The organism is Acinetobacter sp. ANC 4173 (genome assembly GCF_004331255.1).
GTDB lineage: Bacteria > Pseudomonadota > Gammaproteobacteria > Pseudomonadales > Moraxellaceae > Acinetobacter.
On the sequence record NZ_SJOF01000001.1, the window covers coordinates 259239 to 279351 of the forward strand.

17 protein-coding genes and 1 tRNA gene are annotated in these 20113 nt (G+C 40.6%); 8 read left to right on the plus strand and 10 right to left on the minus strand.

Going from position 1 to position 20113, the window contains the following annotated elements; all coding sequences use genetic code 11:
• Positions 1 to 30: 30 nt before the first annotated feature.
• On the minus strand, positions 31 to 1815 hold the full coding sequence (locus tag E0H94_RS01155) for an alkaline phosphatase D family protein (protein ID WP_131324749.1): 1785 nt from the start codon (positions 1813 to 1815) through the stop codon (positions 31 to 33).
• Positions 1816 to 2024: 209 nt separating this feature from the next.
• Between E0H94_RS01155 and E0H94_RS01160 the strand changes: the two genes are divergently transcribed.
• Positions 2025 to 2110: transfer RNA gene (locus E0H94_RS01160), tRNA-Leu, on the plus strand.
• Positions 2111 to 2194: 84 nt separating this feature from the next.
• Here E0H94_RS01160 and E0H94_RS01165 read toward each other — a convergent pair.
• The 5 genes from E0H94_RS01165 to rlmE form a co-directional block, all read right to left on the minus strand.
• On the minus strand, positions 2195 to 2509 hold the full coding sequence (locus E0H94_RS01165; RefSeq protein WP_131322326.1) for a DUF5713 family protein: 315 nt from the start codon (positions 2507 to 2509) through the stop codon (positions 2195 to 2197).
• A 122-nt stretch (positions 2510 to 2631) separates the two neighbouring features.
• Positions 2632 to 4227 (minus strand): vWA domain-containing protein, encoded by a 1596-nt coding sequence (locus E0H94_RS01170; protein WP_131324751.1) that lies wholly within the window; start codon positions 4225 to 4227, stop codon positions 2632 to 2634.
• Positions 4228 to 4359: 132 nt separating this feature from the next.
• A complete protein-coding gene (folP, locus tag E0H94_RS01175) occupies positions 4360 to 5211 on the minus strand; it encodes a dihydropteroate synthase (protein WP_131324752.1) in 852 nt (283 codons plus the stop codon).
• A gap of 143 nt (positions 5212 to 5354) precedes the next feature.
• Positions 5355 to 7244: an ATP-dependent zinc metalloprotease FtsH gene (gene ftsH / locus E0H94_RS01180; protein ID WP_131324754.1), complete on the minus strand. Its 1890-nt coding sequence runs from the start codon at positions 7242 to 7244 to the stop codon at positions 5355 to 5357.
• 136 nt (positions 7245 to 7380) lie between these two features.
• Entirely contained in the window at positions 7381 to 8031 is a 651-nt protein-coding gene (gene rlmE, locus E0H94_RS01185) for a 23S rRNA (uridine(2552)-2'-O)-methyltransferase RlmE (RefSeq protein ID WP_116760358.1), read from the minus strand.
• Positions 8032 to 8216: 185 nt separating this feature from the next.
• Between rlmE and E0H94_RS01190 the strand changes: the two genes are divergently transcribed.
• Positions 8217 to 8540 carry a YhbY family RNA-binding protein gene (locus tag E0H94_RS01190; RefSeq protein ID WP_116760356.1) on the plus strand — a complete coding sequence of 108 codons (324 nt, stop codon included), beginning with the start codon at positions 8217 to 8219 and terminating at the stop codon, positions 8538 to 8540.
• Between the two features lie 9 nt (positions 8541 to 8549).
• Positions 8550 to 9089: a DOMON-like domain-containing protein gene (locus tag E0H94_RS01195; RefSeq protein WP_131324755.1), complete on the plus strand. Its 540-nt coding sequence runs from the start codon at positions 8550 to 8552 to the stop codon at positions 9087 to 9089.
• Positions 9090 to 9156: 67 nt separating this feature from the next.
• On the opposite strand, the gene E0H94_RS01200 is transcribed toward E0H94_RS01195, so the two are convergent.
• Positions 9157 to 9612 (minus strand): hypothetical protein, encoded by a 456-nt coding sequence (locus tag E0H94_RS01200; RefSeq protein WP_131324756.1) that lies wholly within the window; start codon positions 9610 to 9612, stop codon positions 9157 to 9159.
• A gap of 307 nt (positions 9613 to 9919) precedes the next feature.
• On the opposite strand from E0H94_RS01200, the gene carA reads away from it, so the two are divergent.
• From carA to E0H94_RS01225, 4 genes are all read left to right on the plus strand, one after another.
• Complete coding sequence (carA, locus tag E0H94_RS01205; protein ID WP_131324757.1) at positions 9920 to 11062, plus strand: glutamine-hydrolyzing carbamoyl-phosphate synthase small subunit; 1143 nt, start codon at positions 9920 to 9922, stop codon at positions 11060 to 11062.
• Between the two features lie 14 nt (positions 11063 to 11076).
• Entirely contained in the window at positions 11077 to 14310 is a 3234-nt protein-coding gene (gene carB / locus E0H94_RS01210) for a carbamoyl-phosphate synthase large subunit (RefSeq protein ID WP_131324758.1), read from the plus strand.
• A 93-nt stretch (positions 14311 to 14403) separates the two neighbouring features.
• Positions 14404 to 14880 carry a transcription elongation factor GreA gene (greA, locus tag E0H94_RS01215; RefSeq protein ID WP_116760346.1) on the plus strand — a complete coding sequence of 159 codons (477 nt, stop codon included), beginning with the start codon at positions 14404 to 14406 and terminating at the stop codon, positions 14878 to 14880.
• Between the two features lie 423 nt (positions 14881 to 15303).
• On the plus strand, positions 15304 to 15930 hold the full coding sequence (locus E0H94_RS01225) for a CatB-related O-acetyltransferase (RefSeq protein ID WP_131324760.1): 627 nt from the start codon (positions 15304 to 15306) through the stop codon (positions 15928 to 15930).
• On the opposite strand, the gene E0H94_RS18595 is transcribed toward E0H94_RS01225, so the two are convergent.
• A complete protein-coding gene (locus E0H94_RS18595) occupies positions 15919 to 17337 on the minus strand; it encodes a P-loop NTPase fold protein (RefSeq protein ID WP_227548523.1) in 1419 nt (472 codons plus the stop codon). The two genes, E0H94_RS01225 and E0H94_RS18595, sit on opposite strands and share 12 nt — an antisense overlap.
• 350 nt (positions 17338 to 17687) lie before the next feature.
• Here E0H94_RS18595 and E0H94_RS01235 point away from each other — a divergent pair, with 350 nt between their 5' ends.
• Positions 17688 to 18128, plus strand: coding sequence for a universal stress protein (locus E0H94_RS01235; protein ID WP_131324762.1), 441 nt, complete (start codon positions 17688 to 17690; stop codon positions 18126 to 18128).
• A 54-nt stretch (positions 18129 to 18182) separates the two neighbouring features.
• Here the strand turns inward: E0H94_RS01235 and E0H94_RS01240 are convergent, their stop codons facing one another.
• Together E0H94_RS01240 and E0H94_RS01245 are read right to left on the minus strand one after the other, a co-directional pair.
• Entirely contained in the window at positions 18183 to 18527 is a 345-nt protein-coding gene (locus tag E0H94_RS01240) for an MGMT family protein (protein ID WP_131324764.1), read from the minus strand.
• A gap of 30 nt (positions 18528 to 18557) precedes the next feature.
• Entirely contained in the window at positions 18558 to 20057 is a 1500-nt protein-coding gene (locus tag E0H94_RS01245; RefSeq protein ID WP_131324766.1) for a cation:proton antiporter, read from the minus strand.
• Positions 20058 to 20113: the final 56 nt, after the last annotated feature.

Here is a 20113-nt window from a genome sequence, read left to right on the forward strand (position 1 = left end):
GGGCTTTCCCAGTTTTTTATTTGATTGCAGTTATGCCGATTGTGGTAATGATTCCAACACTTGTAGCTGTGAGTTGAATATCAACTGATATCCCCTCGTTTCATCAACCATATAGCTTTTTTCTTTGACACTATTAACAAAAATCCAATCAGATTGCATGTTCTGCTCAGTAAAACTCACCAACAGATAACCTCGTTGATTCAAATTACAATAAGCTAAATCATTAATCAGTGTTTGGAAGGCATATTCAAATTGCTGCAATTGTGCCAAAGGAATATTCAAATATTTTTCCAAACCAGGCGAAGACACAGAACTCGTCGCCAATTCGACACCAACCACGTCTTGGTCCTTGCTCAGCAACTCAGAATACCATGCATTATGCGTATCCCCAGCCAAGACCACCACTTTCTTATTCAAGGCCTTGAGCGTTGCATACAACACTTCCCGCTCATAAAAATAGCCATCCCATGCATCCAGATTATAAGGTGCGAGCGTATTAACCCGTGCCTTTTCCAAATCTGTCAGCGTAGAATCAGCCGCTTCTAAGCGCAACTTAATTGTCACCAACTCTGTAATTTGCGCATTCATTTTTGTGAGTGTTTCAGCACTGACGGTACCACTGCTAATTTCTGCTAAAGATAATAACAACTCGGCAGGAATAAACATTTTTGACATTAAAATTTGCTGTCCCAATACATTCCACTGTGCATTGCTCTGCATCATTTTCTGTAACAACCAATCACGTTGTTCATAGCCTAGCAAAGTTCGATCTTGTGCCAACAAATCTTGCTGAAACTGCACCGTATTTAAGCCCTGCGCCGTCATATAATTGATGTAGTCCAATTGCTGATTACGCGCAATAATTCGCGTATCCAACATGGTGAGCTGTACCAGTGAACCAAAATCAAACTGACGATAGATATGTAAATGATCATCATCTGAAACAGGACGAATAGGCATCCACTCGAAATAGGCTTGCAAGGCTGCTAATTTACGATCTGAAAATTTGCCTTCATTTGGTGCCTGAGCTGTCATCTCAGTATGGTTTTCTGCGCCATTTTGCCATGTATCATTGGCAAGCTCATGATCATCCCAAATCACAATAAAAGGATGTCGCTGATGCAACGCTTGCAAATCTGGATCTTGACGATACAAAGCATAACGTTTGCGATAATCCGCTAAGCTCAAAATTTCTTGTTGATTGTCTTCTGCAAGCAAACGCCCCAACTTTTCTGAATCTTCAGTTGCATAGCCATTTTGTCCGTATTCATAAATGTAATCCCCTAAATGCAGCACGACATCGACATCTTGTTTTGCCATTTCACGGTAGACATAGAAATATCCCGCAGGATAATTCGAACAGGAACAAACGGCTAATTTAACCTGATTGGTTTGTGATGGCAGAGTTTTGGTTTGCCCAATCGGTGACAGCGTTTGCCCAAAGCGGAAGCGATAAAAATAACGCTGCTGTGCCTGTAACCCAGTAACATCCACTTTCACCGTAAAATCTTGTGCTGGGCTAGTTTGTACTTTTCCTGAGGCTTTAATTTGAGTAAATTGCGCATCTAGAGCAACTTCCCAAGTAATCTCTAACCGTGCTTGCACATCACTGGGGGTCGCTCGTGTCCAAATGATCACACGGTCTTGTAAAGGGTCACCACTGGCAACCCCATGCTCAAATTTAACGTGCACACTTGAACCTGAAGAATTATCCGAATCATCATCACAAGCAATGAGCGTAATAGGTAAAGATACCGCACCCAAACCCGCTAGAGTTTTTTGAATGAGTTCACGGCGCGTTACAGTATTTATCATTTTTTTAATCCACTACAAACGTGAGTTAAAAATAGACAATAAATATTTAATCATGATCTCAATTACATGAACAAATGATGACAACAAAAACCAGATTCACATTAAAATTGTGATTTTTTAATCACAAACACCTGAATTGTCTGAAAATAAAGCAAATACAAAGAAATAGTCTTGCAAAGAATAAATTCGTACTCTATTATTGCGCTCATGCCCGGGTGGTGAAATAGGTAGACACAGGGGATTTAAAATCCCCCGCCCTCAAAGCGTGCCGGTTCGAGTCCGGCCCCGGGCACCATTTTAATACTTCTTAAAATGGTGTAATAAAGAATCCAGCGAAAGCTGGTTTTTTTATGTCTAAAATAAATATAAAAAGAGAGTGTTACCACTCTCGATTTACAATCAACTCTTCCATTTCCACATCGAAATGGCCATGCTCTTGCACCACCATCATCATCGCTTCCGCAATATAATCCGCAGCGGTATCATCCAAGGATGAATCTAAATCTTCAAACTGTGGTTTCATTTCATTAATTGCCACAACTGTTTCATTAGCAAAACGATAAATTTCTGCTGTGCTTTCTTTGACCTTAGCGACTTTCTTCGCAAATTGCACAATGCACTGTTGTACTTCAGCCACCAATACATCTGGGTAATAATCATCGTCAAACATTGGGAGTAGTAAATCTGCAAACATACAACAACTCAAAACTACTTATAAACGCGAGCCTATATAGCACAAAGATGAACATTTACCAAATAAAAAATGGACAGTATAAATACTGCCCAGTTGTCTAAATACAAAAATAACGTGAATCCTTAGGGTTTTACAGGCTCCGCACTTAAGCTTTTCGCTGTTTTCACCAAATCTAAAAATTCTGCACGCAAGCCAAATTCATCGGGTTGAGCTGCGCTTTGGGCTAATTTAAAAATATCATCCCACTTCATATTGGCATTATATTGCCCGCCACGTAACTGCTGTGCATAGGATGCAACCGCAATAGCAAAGCGAGTATCTGAAGACGATTGTGCCAATCCTAGACTACGTGCTGGGACAGGTTGACTCAGTAAAATACTCTTACTTTGTTGCGGCTGTTTATAACGTACATTCACATACGCATATTCTTGTTTGTTGGCTTTGGTTGAATTTACTGGCACTTGATAACGCGATTCATTCAACCAACCTTTCTGCCCTACAGGAATAATTTCATATAAGGCTGTGACTGTATGCCCCGCACCGATCTCTCCCGCATCTACACGATCATTATTAAAATCTTCATTGCTTAATACACGATTCTCATAGCCAATTAAGCGGTATTCTTTAACCGTAGCAGGGTTAAACTCAACTTGTATTTTTACATCTTGAGCAACCGTTGCCAATGTTGAACTCAATTGTCGCTGCAATACTTTTTTTGCTTCACGCTCATTATCGATATAACTATAGTTACCATCGCCCGCATCAGCCAATTGTTCCATCAGCTGCTCATCATAATTACCCGTTCCAAAACCGAATGTAGAGAAAGAAATCCCAGATTTTCGTTTCTCAGCAATCATCCCTTTTAAGGTTTCAAAATTGGTAATTCCGACATTAAAATCGCCATCTGTTGCAATCAAAATACGGTTAATACCCCCCTGAACATAAGACTTTTGTGCTTGTTCATAGGCCAATTGAATTGCCCGCTCTCCTGAGGTTGCCCCACCTGCTTTTAATCGGTGAATGACTTTTAAAATTTTATCCTTGTCTGCACCAGAAGTCGGTGCCAATGCTAAATCTTCACCACTGGCATAAGTCACAATGGTAACTTTATCTTGTGGGCGCAATTGCTCAGTGAGTAATGTTAAGGTCTTTTTGACCAAAGGCAGTTTATTGTCCGCATCCATACTTCCCGAAACATCCACCAAAAATACCAGATTGGCTGGTGGCAATTGCTTTATTTCCAAATCTTTAGCTTTAATGCCAATTTTGATAATTTTAGCATTTGGCTGCCACGGTGAATTCACCACCTCAGTATTCACAGAAAATGGGTGCTGACCCGTTGGATTAGGATAGTGATAGTTAAAGTAGTTCAGCATTTCTTCAATTCGAACTGCATCCACAGGCGGCAACTGACCTTCACGTGTCAAAAAACGCCTCACGTTACTATAACTGCCTGTGTCCACATCAACACTAAAAGTCGAGATGGGCTGTTGTGCAACGACATGTACTGGATTCGTCTCATTTTTTTGATAGTTTTCAGTATTCTCAATAAGTTGTGATCTACTTTCATAGGCACTCACCATTGTTCCGGGTACAGGCATTGCTAGACTAGCCACAGCAGTTCCACGCATAGACATCGATTGTGATGGAACCTGTCCACACGCGCCCAAAAACAAACCACTGAGGGTAATTACCAATAATTTTGGTTTTGTAATCATCATCATTCCCATAATATTTTCATTTCAATTATTTAGCTTTAAAACTTTAATATTTTACAGCTCACACACTTTGTGCCATGCCTAGAAAATTAAAGCGATAGCATTTATATTCCTTAAAAATCAAATAAACACCTAAGCCAATTGCATGGCTTGCCACATTTTAATCGCATCCGACATCGCTTTGACATCATGTGCACGCACCATACATGCCCCTTGTTGAATACTCAATAAATGCGCGGCGACTGAACCTACTGCTCGCTGCTGTGCATCAGCCCCACCCAATACTTCACCAATAAAACGCTTACGAGATAGAGCCGATAGAATTGGATAACCCATTACATTCAATTTCCAAAACTCTTTGAGCAATTTGAGATTTTGCTGGGCATTTTTAGCAAAACCAAAACCGGGATCAATCAAAATATGTTCAGGCTTAACCCCAGCAGCCAATGCATCATCAACTCTTTGCTGCAATTCAACCATCACATCTTGCGTGACATCTTGATATTGATCCAGATTATTCATGGTGGTTGGCTCACCACGCATATGCATAATAATAATTGGTATATTGAGTTCAGCTGCGGTTTGAAGAGCTTGAGGGCGAGTTAATGCACGTACATCATTCCAAATATGCGCTCCCGCCGCCACAGCTGCACGTATCACCTCTGGTTCAGAAGTATCAATTGAAATAATCACATCATGCTGTGCAAGTGCTTCCACCACTGGAATCACACGCCGAATTTCTTCTCCGATCTCAACCGCAGATGCTCCCGGTCGCGTAGATTCTCCACCAATATCAATCACAGTTGCACCCTCAGTGACCATCTGTAATGCACGCGCAACTGCCGCATCCTTGGTGTTATGTAATCCACCATCACTGAAAGAATCAGGCGTAACATTCAAAATTCCCATTACATGTGGTTGTGACAAATCTAAACTTAAACGACCACATGCTAAAACTCGATTGGGTAAGGGCATAATTTGCATGAAAGCACTCCTGAAACAAGTGCTATTAGTGTAGCAATTCAATGCTCTCTCTGGCTGAAAAGTTTTAACCTAAACATCACCTCAAAAGTATCAGCACAAAAAAAAGAGCCTCATGTAGAGACTCTTTTCATTGACGTTTAAACTTAACTTGCTGGTAATGGTGGTGGAGTAGATGGACCATTGGCTGGTGTCACATCAATCACAGGATTCTCAGCCACATACACTTTAGGCGGTTGTGGCTCGCGACCTTCCATGATGTCACGGATCTGATCACGATCAATCGTTTCCCATTCCATCAAAGCTTTTACCATGGCATGTGCAATATCTTTGTGATTTTCTAAGACTTCACGTGCCACACGGTACTGCTCATCCAAAATACGACGTACTTCTTCATCTACTTTTTGCTGTGTAGCTTCAGAAATGGTACGGCTACCAACATTACCGAAGAAACCATTTTGGTTTTCATCTTCATAAACCATCACACCAAGCTTGTCCGACATACCATATTTGGTCACCATCGCACGTGCCATTTTGGTTGCACGCTCGAAGTCGTTCGAAGCACCAGTAGATTGTTGGTGAATAAAAATTTCTTCTGCAATACGACCACCAAACAAAATTGAAAGTTCATTCAACATCTTGTCTTTATAGTGGCTAATTTGGTCTTGTTCAGGCAACTGCCAAGTGACACCCAATGCCCAACCTCGTGGCATGATTGTGACTTTATGAACAGGGTCTGTACCTGGCAAAATTTCTGCAACAATGGCATGACCAGCTTCATGGTAAGCCGTTGCACGACGTTCTTCTTCACGTAGAACCATCGATTTACGCTCTGGTCCCATGTAAATTTTATCTTTCGCGTCTTCAAAGTCATGCATATCAACCGTGTTTTTATTACGGCGAGCAGCAAACAATGCAGCCTCATTGACCAAGTTGGCCAATTGCGCACCCGAGAAACCCGGCGTACCACGTGCAAGAACTTTCAGATCGACACCAGTCACCGACGGCAATTTCTTCAAGTGAACATTTAAAATTTGCTCACGACCTTTAATGTCTGGAAGACCCACCATAACTTGGCGGTCAAAACGACCTGGTCGTAGCAATGCTTTATCCAATACATCCGCACGGTTGGTTGCAGCAATGACGATAATACCTTCATTACCTTCAAAACCATCCATTTCTACCAACATCTGGTTTAAGGTTTGTTCACGTTCATCGTGACCACCACCTGTACCCGAACCACGATGACGACCTACCGCATCAATCTCATCAATGAAAATGATACATGGCGCATGGCGTTTCGCTTGTTCAAACATATCACGAACACGTGACGCACCAACACCCACAAACATCTCAACGAAGTCAGAACCAGAAATACTAAAGAAAGGAACTTTCGCTTCACCCGCAATGGCTTTTGCAAGCAAAGTTTTACCTGTACCTGGTGGACCCACCATCAAAACGCCTTTTGGAATGGTTGCACCTAGACGTTTAAACTTCGCAGGATCTTTCAAGAAGTCTACAATTTCGACTACTTCTTGCTTTGCTTCATCACAGCCCGCTACATCCGTAAATGTAATTTTAATTTGGTCTTCAGAAAGCATTTTTGCTTTTGACTTACCAAAACTCATTGGGCCATTTTTACCACCTGCTCCGCCACCCATGTTGCGCATAAAGAACATGAATAACAAAATGATTAAAAGTACAGGGAAGCTTGCAATCAGAAGTTGCATCAACAAACCTTGACGTTGTGGTGCAGTTCCTTCAACGACAACATTGTTTTTAATCAGGCTAGGCATCAATTCAGGATCTTGCACCGCTGGACGGATACTTTCAAATTCAGATCCATTTGATTTAGTGCCACTAATTCTTTCACCATCAATTGTGACTTGCTTAATTTGACCAGCATTCACCGCTGTAACGAACTCTGAATAGTTCATTGCAGTTGGCTTATCACGGTCACTGATGTTGCTGAAAATCAAAATCAGCACACCCAGTATAATGAGCCACAACACGGCATTCTTGAAGAGATCGCTCAAAGCTTTATTCCCATATCAATCTAATTTGATCATGCCCAAGGATGGGTGACCTTAATAATGTAAGCTGTAAACCCAGCTATTCCATAATGTAAAAAAGTACAAAATGCACAATTTTTAACGCGTTGGCAAGTAAACTTTACTTCAACGCCTTCTTGCGCCCTTGGCCGATTAAAAAAACTTCTTTCGAACGAGCACGTGATGCAGCCGGCTTAGCCGTCTTCAGCACGTCAAAACTATCGACCACTTGTTTACGGAATTCGTCAAATCCAGTGCCTTGGAAAACTTTCACCACAAACTGCCCTTTCGGTCCTAAAACTTTATTGGCAAAATCAAGTGCAAGTTCACAAAGGTAAATTTGACGAGGTTGATCTACAGCCTTATTACCTGATGTATTGGGGGCCATATCTGAAATTACAACGTCAACAACGCGCCCATTTAAAATATTTAACAATTTTTCGAAGACTTCTTCCTCACGAAAGTCGCCTTGTAAAAAAGTCACATCTGGTAAAGCATCCATTTCTAAAATATCTGATGCAATTACTAAACCTTTGTCACCTACCAGTTTTCCTGCGATTTGAGACCAACTCCCTGGAGCAGCCCCCAAATCCACCACGGTCATACCGGGCTTAATAATTTTATATTTTTCTTGAATTTCCAACAGCTTATAAGCAGCACGTGCTCGATAACCTTCCTTTTGCGCTTTTTTCACGAAAGGATCATCAAGATGTTCTCTCATCCACGCACGACTACTTTGGGATAATTTTTGGTTGGTAATGCGTGTTGCCATAACTCTCTATGCGTATAAAAACTTCTAATTTTTTATTGTACGTGAAAAACCAAGTGCTTGCAGTATACATCTGTATCTAAATCGACTTTATCCTGCTGTTTTTTTCAATCAACAAGATCGATTATTTCAACCGCTTCAACTCAATTTTGCTATACTAGGTCGTTTTTAAAATTAGGTTATCTTTCATGGCGGCTTTATCTATTCAGGAACGCAAGCGTTTACGTCAAATTGGTCATGCACTTAATCCTGTAGTAATGATTGGTGGTCAAGGTTTGACTGAAAATGTCGTTGAGGAAACTACCCGCGCATTAAATGATCACGAACTTATCAAAGTGAAGATTGCGGGTGAAGATCGTGAAGCACGTGTAGCTGCTATTGCTGAAATCTCGGAAGTGACAGGTGCTGAAGTCGTACAGACGATTGGTAAAATTGCCCTGCTTTATAAAAAAGCAAAGCAACAAAATCCAAAACTTTCGAACCTTGTTCGCCACGCACATTTATCTAAGTAATTTCAATTTATGGCAAGCTACGAGCTCAGTGCATTTGATCGCCGCTTTCAAGCGATTTCAGTGGTCGGCGCGATTGAACAAGTCAGCCCTTTTACTCTAAATGTCGGCTTTTGGATTCGTGACCCGAATCAATGGATTGAGTGGCCTGCATTGGTTTCCGCTCACCCACGTCAGGATTTTCTTTGGGAAAGCACCTGCTTTGAGATTTTTATTGGCGTGAAAGACGAAGATTTTTATCGTGAAATCAATTTGTCGCCTTCTCAAGCGTGGCAAGTTTATCAATTTGAAGAATATCGCTATCCCGAAGATATGCCGCCACATGCTGCGTATGATATTGAGTTAAATCAACTTAAGCGCACACACTATGGACTAAATGTCAGTTTAGATTTAACCGAATTTATACTGAAACATAAGTTGAAATGGTCTGACTTATTTATTGGTTTAACCGCTGTGCTAAAAACTGCTCAAGGTGAACAGTTCTACGCCATGCAGCATAGCAGTCCAAATGCAGACTTCCATAACAAGCGTGATTGGCTACATCAGCTCTAAAGCAATTCGACTCCTCTCCTTTTACAAGGAGAGGTGAAGCTTAAAGGTTTTTTATTTACTAACAAGCTCAAGATACGTCTTTACTTGATACTTTATTCCAAGCTTCAAGCGTATGCTCTTTAGAACGTTTAAAAGTTTCAGTCAGTTGATCTTTATGCTTGACAGAAATCTGACTCACATCATCTTTTAACTCTTTACCAAATTTACTCAAATCATCAATCACAGCATTGACTTCGGTTTTTACAAAATCTTTAAGCTCAGTTAAATCTTTCTGAGACAGATTTAATTGTGATTTCAAACTGTCGATACGCTGCAATACATCTTCTTTCAATTGACGAATTTGATCTTGTACACTGGCATTCAGCTGTTTTGCTTCTGCCTCAATCTTTTCTTTACTTTCAACTACGGCTTCAGTGACCTGCTCTGTTGCTTCTTTCGCCACTTGCTCAAGCTTTTCAGTGCTTTCTGCAACGACTTCTTTCAACGCTGGCTTTGATTTAGTCACTTTTTCTTGTTCAGTCATGATGTTATTCCTGTTGTTATATACAAAGCGACAGCTTAACGTGATTTGATAAAATTTAGATTCTGATTTGTCAGACAATTATTTGTTGTTACATTTTTCTTTTAAAAACTTAAAACTGCTTTCCCTACAAAATAAAAGCCCTTTATGTTGTTAATTACATCTTATTGGCATGGACTTTATAGGTAAAGTTGCGTATAGTGCCATGTTAAGTTCAAGCGAGCAGACATAGGGAGGGTAGGTTTTTAGATAGCCTTCCTTTTTTTTCGTCTACTCGCTTTTTTACAGCCTAAATTTCAGGAGCTTTGGTTTGAGCACCCCAGCAATTTTAGCCCTTGCCGATGGTACGATCTTTAAAGGAACGTCTATTGGTGCATCGGGTAGTACGACTGGTGAAGTCGTTTTCAACACTGCCATGACTGGCTATCAAGAAATTTTGACTGACCCGAGTTATGCACAACAACTTGTGACTTTAACTTACCCTCATATCGGTAACACAGGTTGTAATGATGAAGACGCTGAGTCAGGTCGAATTCATAAAGTATGGGCCAACGGATTGATCATTCGTGACCTACCTTTATTGCATAGCAACTTCCGATCAACGCAATCTTTAGGCGAATACTTAAAAGAACATAATGTTGTCGCAATTGCAGATATTGATACGCGTAAATTAACCCGTATTTTGCGTGACAAAGGTGCGCAAAATGGTTGCATCCTTGCTGGTGAAAATATTACTGAAGAGCAGGCTTTAGAAAAAGCACGTGCCTTCGGTGGTTTAAATGGTTTAGACCTAGCTAAAGAATGCTGTGACCCAACTGGTTTCGAATGGACAGAAGGTTCTTGGGTATTAGGCAAAGGCTTCACACAACCTGAACTTAAATTCCATGTTGTTGCATACGACTACGGTGTCAAAACCAACATCTTACGTATGCTTGCAGACCGCGGTTGTAAACTCACTGTTGTGCCTGCACAAACTCCTGCTGCTGACGTGCTTGCATTGAATCCAGATGGCGTGTTCTTATCGAACGGCCCTGGCGATCCAGCTGCATGTGACTACGCAATTGAAGCGATAAAAACAATTGTAGAAGACGCTCGCAACCTACCAGTCTTTGGTATTTGCTTGGGTCACCAAATTCTTGCACTTGCCTCAGGTGCAAAAACGGTGAAAATGCCACATGGCCACCACGGTGCTAACCACCCTGTTCAAAACATGGAAACAGGCACAGTGATGATTACTTCTCAAAACCACGGCTTCGCAGTGGATGCAGAGACTCTTCCTGCAAACTTGAAAGCTACGCACAAGTCTTTGTTCGATCAAACTCTTCAAGGGATTCATCGTACAGACAAACCAGCGTTCAGCTTCCAAGGTCACCCTGAAGCAAGCCCTGGTCCGCATGACTGCGCACCATTGTTCGATCATTTCATCGAACTTATCGAAGCATCTAAGAAGTAATTAAGGAAGCGATCATGGCTAAACGTACAGACATTAAAAGCATCTTAATTATTGGTGCAGGTCCGATTGTCATCGGACAGGCATGTGAGTTTGACTACTCAGGTGCGCAAGCGTGTAAAGCTCTTCGTGAAGAAGGCTACCGTGTTATTTTGGTGAACTCTAACCCAGCAACCATCATGACCGACCCTGCGATGGCAGACGCAACTTATATCGAGCCAATCACTTGGCAGACTGTTGCACAGATCATTGAAAAAGAGCGTCCAGATGCTGTCCTTCCAACAATGGGTGGTCAAACAGCATTGAACTGTGCGCTTGCACTTGATGCCAACGGTATTTTAGAAAAATACAATGTTGAATTGATCGGTGCGAGTAAAGAAGCGATTGAAAAAGCTGAAGACCGCAAACTGTTTGATGAAGCAATGCGTAAAATTGGTCTTGAATGTCCAAAAGCTGCGATTGCTGAAAACATGGAAGAAGCTTTAGAGATTCAAGCGCGCTTCGGCTTCCCTGTGATTATCCGTCCGTCATTCACGATGGGTGGTTCAGGTGGTGGTATCGCTTATAACAAAGAAGAATTCCTTGAAATCTGTGAACGCGGTTTCGATCTTTCTCCAACTAAACAATTATTGATTGATGAATCTTTAATTGGTTGGAAAGAATACGAGATGGAAGTTGTTCGTGACAAAAACGACAACTGTATTATCGTTTGTGCGATTGAAAACTTTGACCCAATGGGCGTGCACACAGGTGACTCTATCACTGTTGCCCCTGCGCAAACATTAACCGACAAAGAATACCAATTGATGCGTAATGCATCTTTAGCAGTTCTTCGCGAAATTGGTGTTGAAACAGGTGGTTCTAACGTTCAGTTCGGTATTTGCCCAAATACTGGCCGTATGGTGATCATCGAGATGAACCCGCGTGTATCGCGTTCATCTGCTCTTGCATCAAAAGCAACTGGTTTCCCAATTGCAAAAATCGCAGCGAAACTGGCTGTCGGTTATACCCTTGATGAATTGAAAAATGACATCACAGGCGGAACGACTCCTGCTTCGTTCGAACCTGCAATTGACTACGTGGTAACAAAAATTCCACGTTTCAACTTCGAAAAATTCCCACAAGCTGACGCGACTTTGACTACACAGATGAAATCTGTGGGTGAAGTCATGGCGATTGGTCGTAACTTCCAAGAGTCTGTAAACAAAGCGCTACGTGGTCTTGAAGTGGGTGCGTGTGGTTTTGATGAAAAAATCGCAGTAGGTACTGAAGGTGCGAAAGAAAAGATCTTGGTTGAACTTAAAGTTCCGGGTCCAGAGCGTATTTGGTATGTAGCTGATGCATTCCGTCATGGTTTCACGTTAGAAGACGTGTTCCAAGCGACGAAAATCGATAAATGGTTCTTGATCCAAATCGAAGACATCATCAAAACTGAAAATGAAATCAAAACTTTAGGTTTTGGCGATCTAAACGCAGACAACATCCGTTCGTTCAAACGTAAAGGTTTGTCTGACCTTCGCATCGCGAACTTGATGGGTATTTCACAAAAACAATTCCGTAAGCACCGTTGGAACTTGGGCGTGACTCCAGTTTACAAACGTGTGGATACTTGTGCAGCAGAATTCGAATCTGACACTGCATACATGTATTCAACTTACGATGAAGAATGTGAATCAAACCCATCTGATAAAGATAAGATCATGGTGATCGGTGGTGGTCCTAACCGTATTGGTCAAGGTATCGAATTCGATTACTGCTGTGTACACGCGGCGCTTGCAATGCGTGAAGATGGCTACGAAACCATCATGGTGAACTGTAACCCTGAAACAGTTTCAACAGATTACGACACGTCTGATCGTTTGTACTTCGAACCAATCACATTGGAAGACGTACTTGAAATCGTACGTACTGAAAAGCCAAAAGGCATTATCGTTCAGTACGGTGGTCAAACACCGCTTAAATTGGCACGTGCTTTAGAAGAAGCGGGTGCACCAATTATCGGTACATCACCAGATGCAATTGACCGCGCAGAAGACCGTGAACGTTTCCAACAAATGATTCAACGTCTTCAACTTCGCCAACCCAACAACAGCATCGTAAAATCTGCTGAAGAAGGTATGGCTGAAGCATCTAAAGTAGGCTACCCACTTGTGGTACGTCCTTCTTATGTACTCGGTGGTCGTGCGATGGAAATCGTATACAACGACGAAGAACTTAAACGCTACTTACGTGATGCTGTTCAAGCATCAAATGAAGCACCTGTTCTTCTTGACCGTTTCTTAGATGATGCGATCGAAGTTGACGTAGACTGTGTATCTGACGGTAAAGACGTTGTGATTGGCGGTATTATGCAGCACATTGAACAAGCAGGGATTCACTCAGGTGACTCAGCATGTTCGATTCCTCCATACTCGCTCTCAGTTGAAATCCAAGACGAAATGCGTCGTCAAACTGTTGCGATGGCGAAAGAGCTTGGCGTTGTTGGTTTGATGAACGTACAGTTTGCTGTGAAAGGCGAAGACGTTTACATCCTAGAAGTGAACCCACGTGCATCGCGTACTGTGCCATTCGTTTCTAAATGTATTGGTGAGTCTTTAGCGAAAGTTGCTGCACGTTGTATGGCGGGTCAGTCTTTAGAATCTCAAGGATTCACTAAAGAAATCATCCCGGCTCACTTCTCTGTAAAAGAAGCGGTGTTCCCGTTCAACAAATTCCCGGGTGTTGACCCTATTCTTGGCCCTGAGATGAAATCTACAGGCGAAGTCATGGGTGTAGGTAAAACATTTGGTGAAGCATTCTACAAAGCTGTGTTAGGCTCGAATGAACGCGTACCAGGTCTTCCTACAGAAGGCGAAGTGAAGCATGCATTTATCTCTGTGCGTGATTCAGACAAGCCTCGTGCTGTTGGTATTGCGAAGCAACTGGTAGGCTTTGGTTTCAAAGTACTTGCAACTGGCGGTACTTATGAGTTCATTAAAGCTGCGGGTATTGAGTGTGAACGTGTAAATAAAGTCACTGAAGGCCGTCCTAATATCGTGGACCGCTTGAAAAATGGCGAAGTTCACCTCATTATCAACACAACTGAAGGCAAACAAGCTCAACAAGATTCGTTCTCGATTCGTCGTTCAGCGCTTCAAGCGAAAGTGTATAACACGACGACCTTGAACGGTGCTGATGCTGTATGCCAAGCTTTTGCAATTCAATTGCCAATGGATGTATACCGTTTGCAAGATTTACAAACTGTAGGTTAATTCGTTTACCGAGAAGTCCCGTCACCTCTCGGTGGCGGGCTTTTTTCATTTATAAACCTATATTTTTTACACCCACAAACTTGAGGGACAACAATGCAACGTTATCCTATGACTCCCCAAGGCAAATTAGCCTTAGAGAAAGAATTACACCAATTAAAAAGTATTGAACGTCCACGTATTATTGCAGCAATTGCTGAAGCACGTGAGCACGGGGATTTGAAAGAAAATGCGGAATACCATGCTGCGCGTGAACAACAAGGTTTCTGTGAAGGCCGTGTTCAAGACATCGAAGGTAAATTGGGTGCAGCTCAAGTTATCGATGTAAAAGAACTTGAACAAAACGGTCGTGTAGTTTTTGGGGTGACCGTCACGATCGAAAACTTAGACACCGAAGAACAAAAGACCTATATGATCGTGGGTGACGACGAAGCTGATTTTAAAATCAATAAAATTTCAGTGAACTCTCCTATCGCACGTGGTCTTTTGGGCAAAAGCGAAGGCGACGAAGCAAAAATTCAAACGCCAAATGGCGAAGTTGAATACGAAATTGTCAGTGTTGAATACCTTTAATTTTGCGTAATTAAAGATTCAAGCCCCTCTACTGAGGGGCTTTTTTGTACAAAACCTTTTAAGATAATTATAAATATATATTCAAAATGGCTATTCAAATAATGGATAACAGAATCATCCAAGCTTTCTACTACGCAATTGGTGGCGTTTTCCTTGGAATAATGCTTGCATTCATGTGGTCAATGCATATTAACAGCAGTACTAGCTCAGTGGTGATCATCCTGATTACGACCATAATTTCCGCTATTGGAGGTTTTCTTTTCCCCAATTCTATCCAACACGGGTTTAAGTTATTGTGGAATCTCTTTCGTTAACACAGCATGGTCATCCGTATATACATAAACAACCACATCAAAATTCCCCAATAGGGAAACGTCATCTGATCCGCTATAATGCACGTCCTCATGCTTTGTGATGTCTTTTATGTCTGAACCTTTGATTAACTCCCCTGTCAAACACTGGTGTGAATTTGAATTCATCTCAAAGACTGTGAAGAATCCGAATATTCACATTAAAGGTAATTATTCATATTATTCAGCCTATTGGGATCAAGGCTTTGAGCGCTGTGTCGTACGCTATTTACATGACAAGCCATCGACTCCAGAAAAACCGATTGACCAACTGCATATTGGCAACTTTGTTTGTTTTGGGGCTGAATGCGTGATTATGATGGGTGGGAATCAGCTACATCGTACCGACTGGATTTCAGCTTTTCCCTTTGATACGCGTAGTTTTGTTCCCGCAGGTAATACCATAATTGGAGATGGCTGCTGGGTTGGCTCTCGTGCCATGATTATGCAAGGGGTAACACTGGGTGAAGGCGCTGTGGTGGCAACAGGTGCTGTCGTGACCAAAGATGTGCCACCCTATGCAGTTGTGGGTGGTGTGCCTGCCAAGATTATTAAGTATCGCTTTCCCGAAGCAGATATAGAAAAACTGCTTGCCCTTAAACTTTATGATTTAGATGAAAAGCAGTTTTTAAAGATGCGTGAGCAGTTACAGACGGAGGATGTTAATAAAATACGTACATTTCTGTCTTCACAGATTTAAGTAATTCTCCCAACTTTCAAGCAACCCTATTTTTGAATCTCCAGCATCCAAATTATATTTAACACTTCTCATTATTACATGATCAAAAATATTTTTTTTATCCACTGTATTTATATAATTTATTTCTTTTAAAAGTTGTGAGTTATACTGTAAAAAGCACCATTCATTTAACTCATTTTCATTTAATTCCTGACCACCTTCTCCTACCATATGTTCATAAACATCATACTTATAATGCCATAAATATTTTTCAACAATTTCTAATAAGTCTTTTATTATATGATCGAAAAAACCCTCCAAATCCTCTTTATAGTTACTTATTAATTTTTTATTAAATAAAATATAAATCAAAAACTCATTTAGATAAGATGTATTGAATTTAGTGAATAAAGAAAATTCATTAACAATTTTCGATAGCTTTCTTTTGGTGATTTTTGATTTCAGATAGAGTAAAGTCGTCAATCCTATAGCACCATTATATAAATCAGAGTTATCCAACCCTAAACTAAAAAAAATGTTTCCTACATATTTATGTGCTTCATCCATTTCATAGTTTTTAACTTTAGGTAAATTAATACTAAAATCAACAAACTTATCTAAATATTCCTCACCTAACTTTTCATCATAACCATAGTTATGACAAACAACCTTTAAAAACTGTTTTTTATCCATGACTAAAACAAAAACAATTCTAGGAATATCAAAGAAATGCTTAATCCGCTCAATCAAACGAATTGCAAAATCAGGGCGACAACGATCCAACTCATCTATAATAAAAACTAGTGGTTTGTCTAACTTTTCAACTGTTTGAGCTAGATGTTTCTTGAATGCTTCTAAAGTTTTCTTTTCAGCTTCATGACCTGCAATTTTCTCTTGAATACTTTCTTTAATTCGATCACTCGTCTCATCTGATAATTTATCTACTTCATCCTGCGCATTTTCATAACCTTGCTGCAAGATTCCACCTAAAAAACCTGCCCCAACTAAATGAAGCCCAAGCGTTAATGCAATTTTAGGTAAAGATGGTAACAATGCCGTTCCTACAGATGCGGATAGATCTATGAGTTTTTTAACCTTACTTTTGGTCTTTTTATCTTTACTTAAAGTATTTGTAATTTCTGAAGTCACAACTAAAAAAGGATCATCTAAATAATCATTTGCAAATGCATCGAGATAAATCACATTATGATTTTCATCTTCTAAATGTTTTTGCCAATGTCTTACAAACCACGTTTTCCCTTCTCCCCAGCGAGCATCTAAAGCGAGTACAGCTCCACACTGCAAACGATCAACATAATTCGTCAGTTGAATCCCCAAACGCTCACGACCCCAAAGATCACCCTCCCAAGCAGTTTCAATATTATCTAAATTTGTTCTGTTCCAGTTTAATTGGATTTGATCAGTCATCTATTATTTGTTATTAATAAGTTAGCAACATCATACTATGCCTTACAAACGTGACCAAATTTCACTCATTTAAGCCTATTTCTAATAAAAAGATGCTTTAACTTAGCTGTTTCATTTTTATCACAATTTTTACCCGACTTTAGTACAACAACGCATACTTTTTAGACAAAAAACATGCTAAGTTAAGTTATGGAATCGACGGTTTATAAAGCCTTATCCCTATGAAAACACTAGGTTTTATAAAATCAAAATTAGCGTTAGTATAAAAGTGTAAACAATAATTTTGAGTCGCAACTCGCAAATAAAACAGTTTTAAAAAAAGATCGTAATGAAAACAAGGAGTAATACATATGGCTTATCAAAATATTTTAGTTCCAGTTGACGGTTCAGACACTTCTTTTGCAGCAGTAAAACAAGCAGCAGAACTCGCCAAAGTCTTTGGCAGTAAAATTACAGTTGTGCAAGTACTTGCTTTAGACCCTTACATTGCAGCCGAATATATTACTGCGGCACAGACTAACGATCTGATTGAACGTGCTCGTGCATCAATTGAAGGTACACTTGAAGATGCCAAAGCTAAATTTGGTGCTGAGGGTTTAACTGTTGAAACTCGTTTACTTGAAGGGCAAATGATCCATCAGGAAATTCTTAATGCTGCCAAAGAAACCAATGCCGATTTAATTGTGATTGGTTCACATGGTCGTACAGGGCTAAAAAAATTCTTCTTAGGTAGTGTGGCACAAAAAATTCTGGGCGATACAAGTGTACCTGTATTGGTGGTTCGTCAATAATCTCATCCATCAACTTGGTCTTACATTCATACTCAGCGTTGGGTGTAAGACCCTTCAACCCAGTCTACAAATTTCTCCATTCCATTGATAGAGCTTCAAATTTACCTTCCCTGCAATAACCGCAATATTTTCTGCTTGTAATTTTACAACCTGAAGATTATTACCCTGAGTGTCCAATTTACTTAGGCTAATTTTCCCTTGTGAATTAATCACTCGATGCCAAGGCAAATGCTGATCTTCAACTTGTTGCAGCACACGCCCAACTAAACGGGCATGTTTAGGTAAACCTGCCATCTGGGCAATTTGCCCATAGGTCGCAACTTTCCCATAAGGAATTAAAGCAACCACTTGCAGAATTAACAGTGCTAATTCTTGGGAAGATGTCTTAGCAATTGGCATTTCGGAGTTTATTCCTAGGCTGAAGATCAATTAGAAGTTACCTGGACTCTCCAGTCGTTTCACTTCTTGGACTTTTTCTGGATTATGCACCGCTGCAACCCCATCATCTGCTTTTACATCCACATATGCATCTGGATTATAAAGGGTGATGGTTTCATTGCCAGTCGCATCTTCCCCGACTATATATTGAAAACCTTTGCGATTCATCTTATGACATAAACGCTGGTACCAACCTTTAAAGCCTTCTGTCTCTTCATTTGGATTGTAATAAAAAGCATTCATCACTGCAGGAAGCCCTAATCCACAGACCAAACCCGACAAAAGTACGCTAATAAAGGTATATCCAATTAAAATACTGCTGTATTCGCTCAATTGTGGAATATTGGCAACGGCAAGAATCAAAGCCAACGAAATTCCACCACGTACCCCACCCCAAGACAGAATTGCTAAACTTCCGTTATAACTTTTGTGTCGAAAACTTGGGAAAAAAGCAAAGGCGAGATAATTGGCTGCAAAACGTGATGCATGCAGAATAATAAAGGCAATAATACCGCCTAAAATCAGACTCACACTTAAATCTAAAATAAAAAGTTCTAAACCAATCAAGGTAAATAAGAATGAATTGATAATCCCTTCAACGGTATGCCAAAAATGATTGACCTCACGGATTTCACGCTCTTGCAGGATCTCTTTCCAACGATTCCCGACAATTAATCCACCAAATACGCAGGCAATTGGTGCAGAAGCATGAGCAAATAGCGCAACCAAGTAAGAACCACACGCAAGCAAAGCGGTAGTTAAAATGAGAGATTCCATTTCATGTTTGCCACGTAGCAATCTCAGAATGGCTAGACCAAAGCCCCAACCAATAATAATCGCAACGACAATCTCATACAGTAAGGTTTGTAGTGTACCGATTAAACTAAAATGCTCACCTTGTAAAACATTGAGTAAGGTCATGAATAAGGCAATACACATCGCATCATTAAATAAGGATTCGCCTTCCAACTTAACCATTAAATGATGCGGCGCTCGAACCGAACTTAACACCCCTTTAATCCCAATTGGATCCGTCGCACCTAAAGCCGCGCCCAAAAGCAACAACACCAATAGGTCAACATGCTGCCCGACCAAAAATTGATAACCATAGAGTGCCACCCCAAAGAACACAGCACAGAGTACCAATGCGATACTGGCTAAAATACTGATTGGCTTCCAATAACTACGTAAATCGGACACTTTGAATTTCAAGGCTGAGGAGGTCAGAATAAAGCAAATCACCCCATTAATCAGAAAGTCATAAAAGTCGATGTGACGTACAGCATTTTCGATATTATGAATATTGATGGTAATAAACCGATTACCGTTGAGTAAACTAGCTCCCCACTGCAAAATAAAGACAAAAATAGCCGAAACAATGGGAACGCCTATGGCTTGTGGGAAACCTAAAATTCGCTTGTTAAAAATCGTAGTCGCAATTGATAAGGCAAAAATAACCGTGAAAATTTGAAGAAATAAAAAATTACCCATGCGAGTTCCGATGCTAACCAAGGGGGTGAAATCAAGCGAATGAACTTAATATTTGA

Bases quoted from the DNA above. Each gene is read 5' to 3' on its own strand.
- E0H94_RS01155 (WP_131324749.1), bottom strand. From the start codon at position 1,815: ATGATAAATACTGTAACGCGCCGTGAACTCATTCAAAAAACTCTAGCG.
- E0H94_RS01245 (WP_131324766.1), bottom strand. From the start codon at position 20,057: ATGGGTAATTTTTTATTTCTTCAAATTTTCACGGTTATTTTTGCCTTA.
- E0H94_RS01170 (WP_131324751.1), bottom strand. From the start codon at position 4,227: ATGATTACAAAACCAAAATTATTGGTAATTACCCTCAGTGGTTTGTTT.
- folP (WP_131324752.1), bottom strand. From the start codon at position 5,211: ATGCAAATTATGCCCTTACCCAATCGAGTTTTAGCATGTGGTCGTTTA.
- E0H94_RS01225 (WP_131324760.1), top strand. From the start codon at position 15,304: ATGTCTGAACCTTTGATTAACTCCCCTGTCAAACACTGGTGTGAATTT.
- E0H94_RS01200 (WP_131324756.1), bottom strand. From the start codon at position 9,612: ATGACTGAACAAGAAAAAGTGACTAAATCAAAGCCAGCGTTGAAAGAA.
- E0H94_RS18595 (WP_227548523.1), bottom strand. From the start codon at position 17,337: ATGACTGATCAAATCCAATTAAACTGGAACAGAACAAATTTAGATAAT.
- E0H94_RS01190 (WP_116760356.1), top strand. From the start codon at position 8,217: ATGGCGGCTTTATCTATTCAGGAACGCAAGCGTTTACGTCAAATTGGT.
- E0H94_RS01195 (WP_131324755.1), top strand. From the start codon at position 8,550: ATGGCAAGCTACGAGCTCAGTGCATTTGATCGCCGCTTTCAAGCGATT.
- E0H94_RS01240 (WP_131324764.1), bottom strand. From the start codon at position 18,527: ATGCCAATTGCTAAGACATCTTCCCAAGAATTAGCACTGTTAATTCTG.
- rlmE (WP_116760358.1), bottom strand. From the start codon at position 8,031: ATGGCAACACGCATTACCAACCAAAAATTATCCCAAAGTAGTCGTGCG.
- carB (WP_131324758.1), top strand. From the start codon at position 11,077: ATGGCTAAACGTACAGACATTAAAAGCATCTTAATTATTGGTGCAGGT.
- greA (WP_116760346.1), top strand. From the start codon at position 14,404: ATGCAACGTTATCCTATGACTCCCCAAGGCAAATTAGCCTTAGAGAAA.
- E0H94_RS01165 (WP_131322326.1), bottom strand. From the start codon at position 2,509: ATGTTTGCAGATTTACTACTCCCAATGTTTGACGATGATTATTACCCA.
- E0H94_RS01235 (WP_131324762.1), top strand. From the start codon at position 17,688: ATGGCTTATCAAAATATTTTAGTTCCAGTTGACGGTTCAGACACTTCT.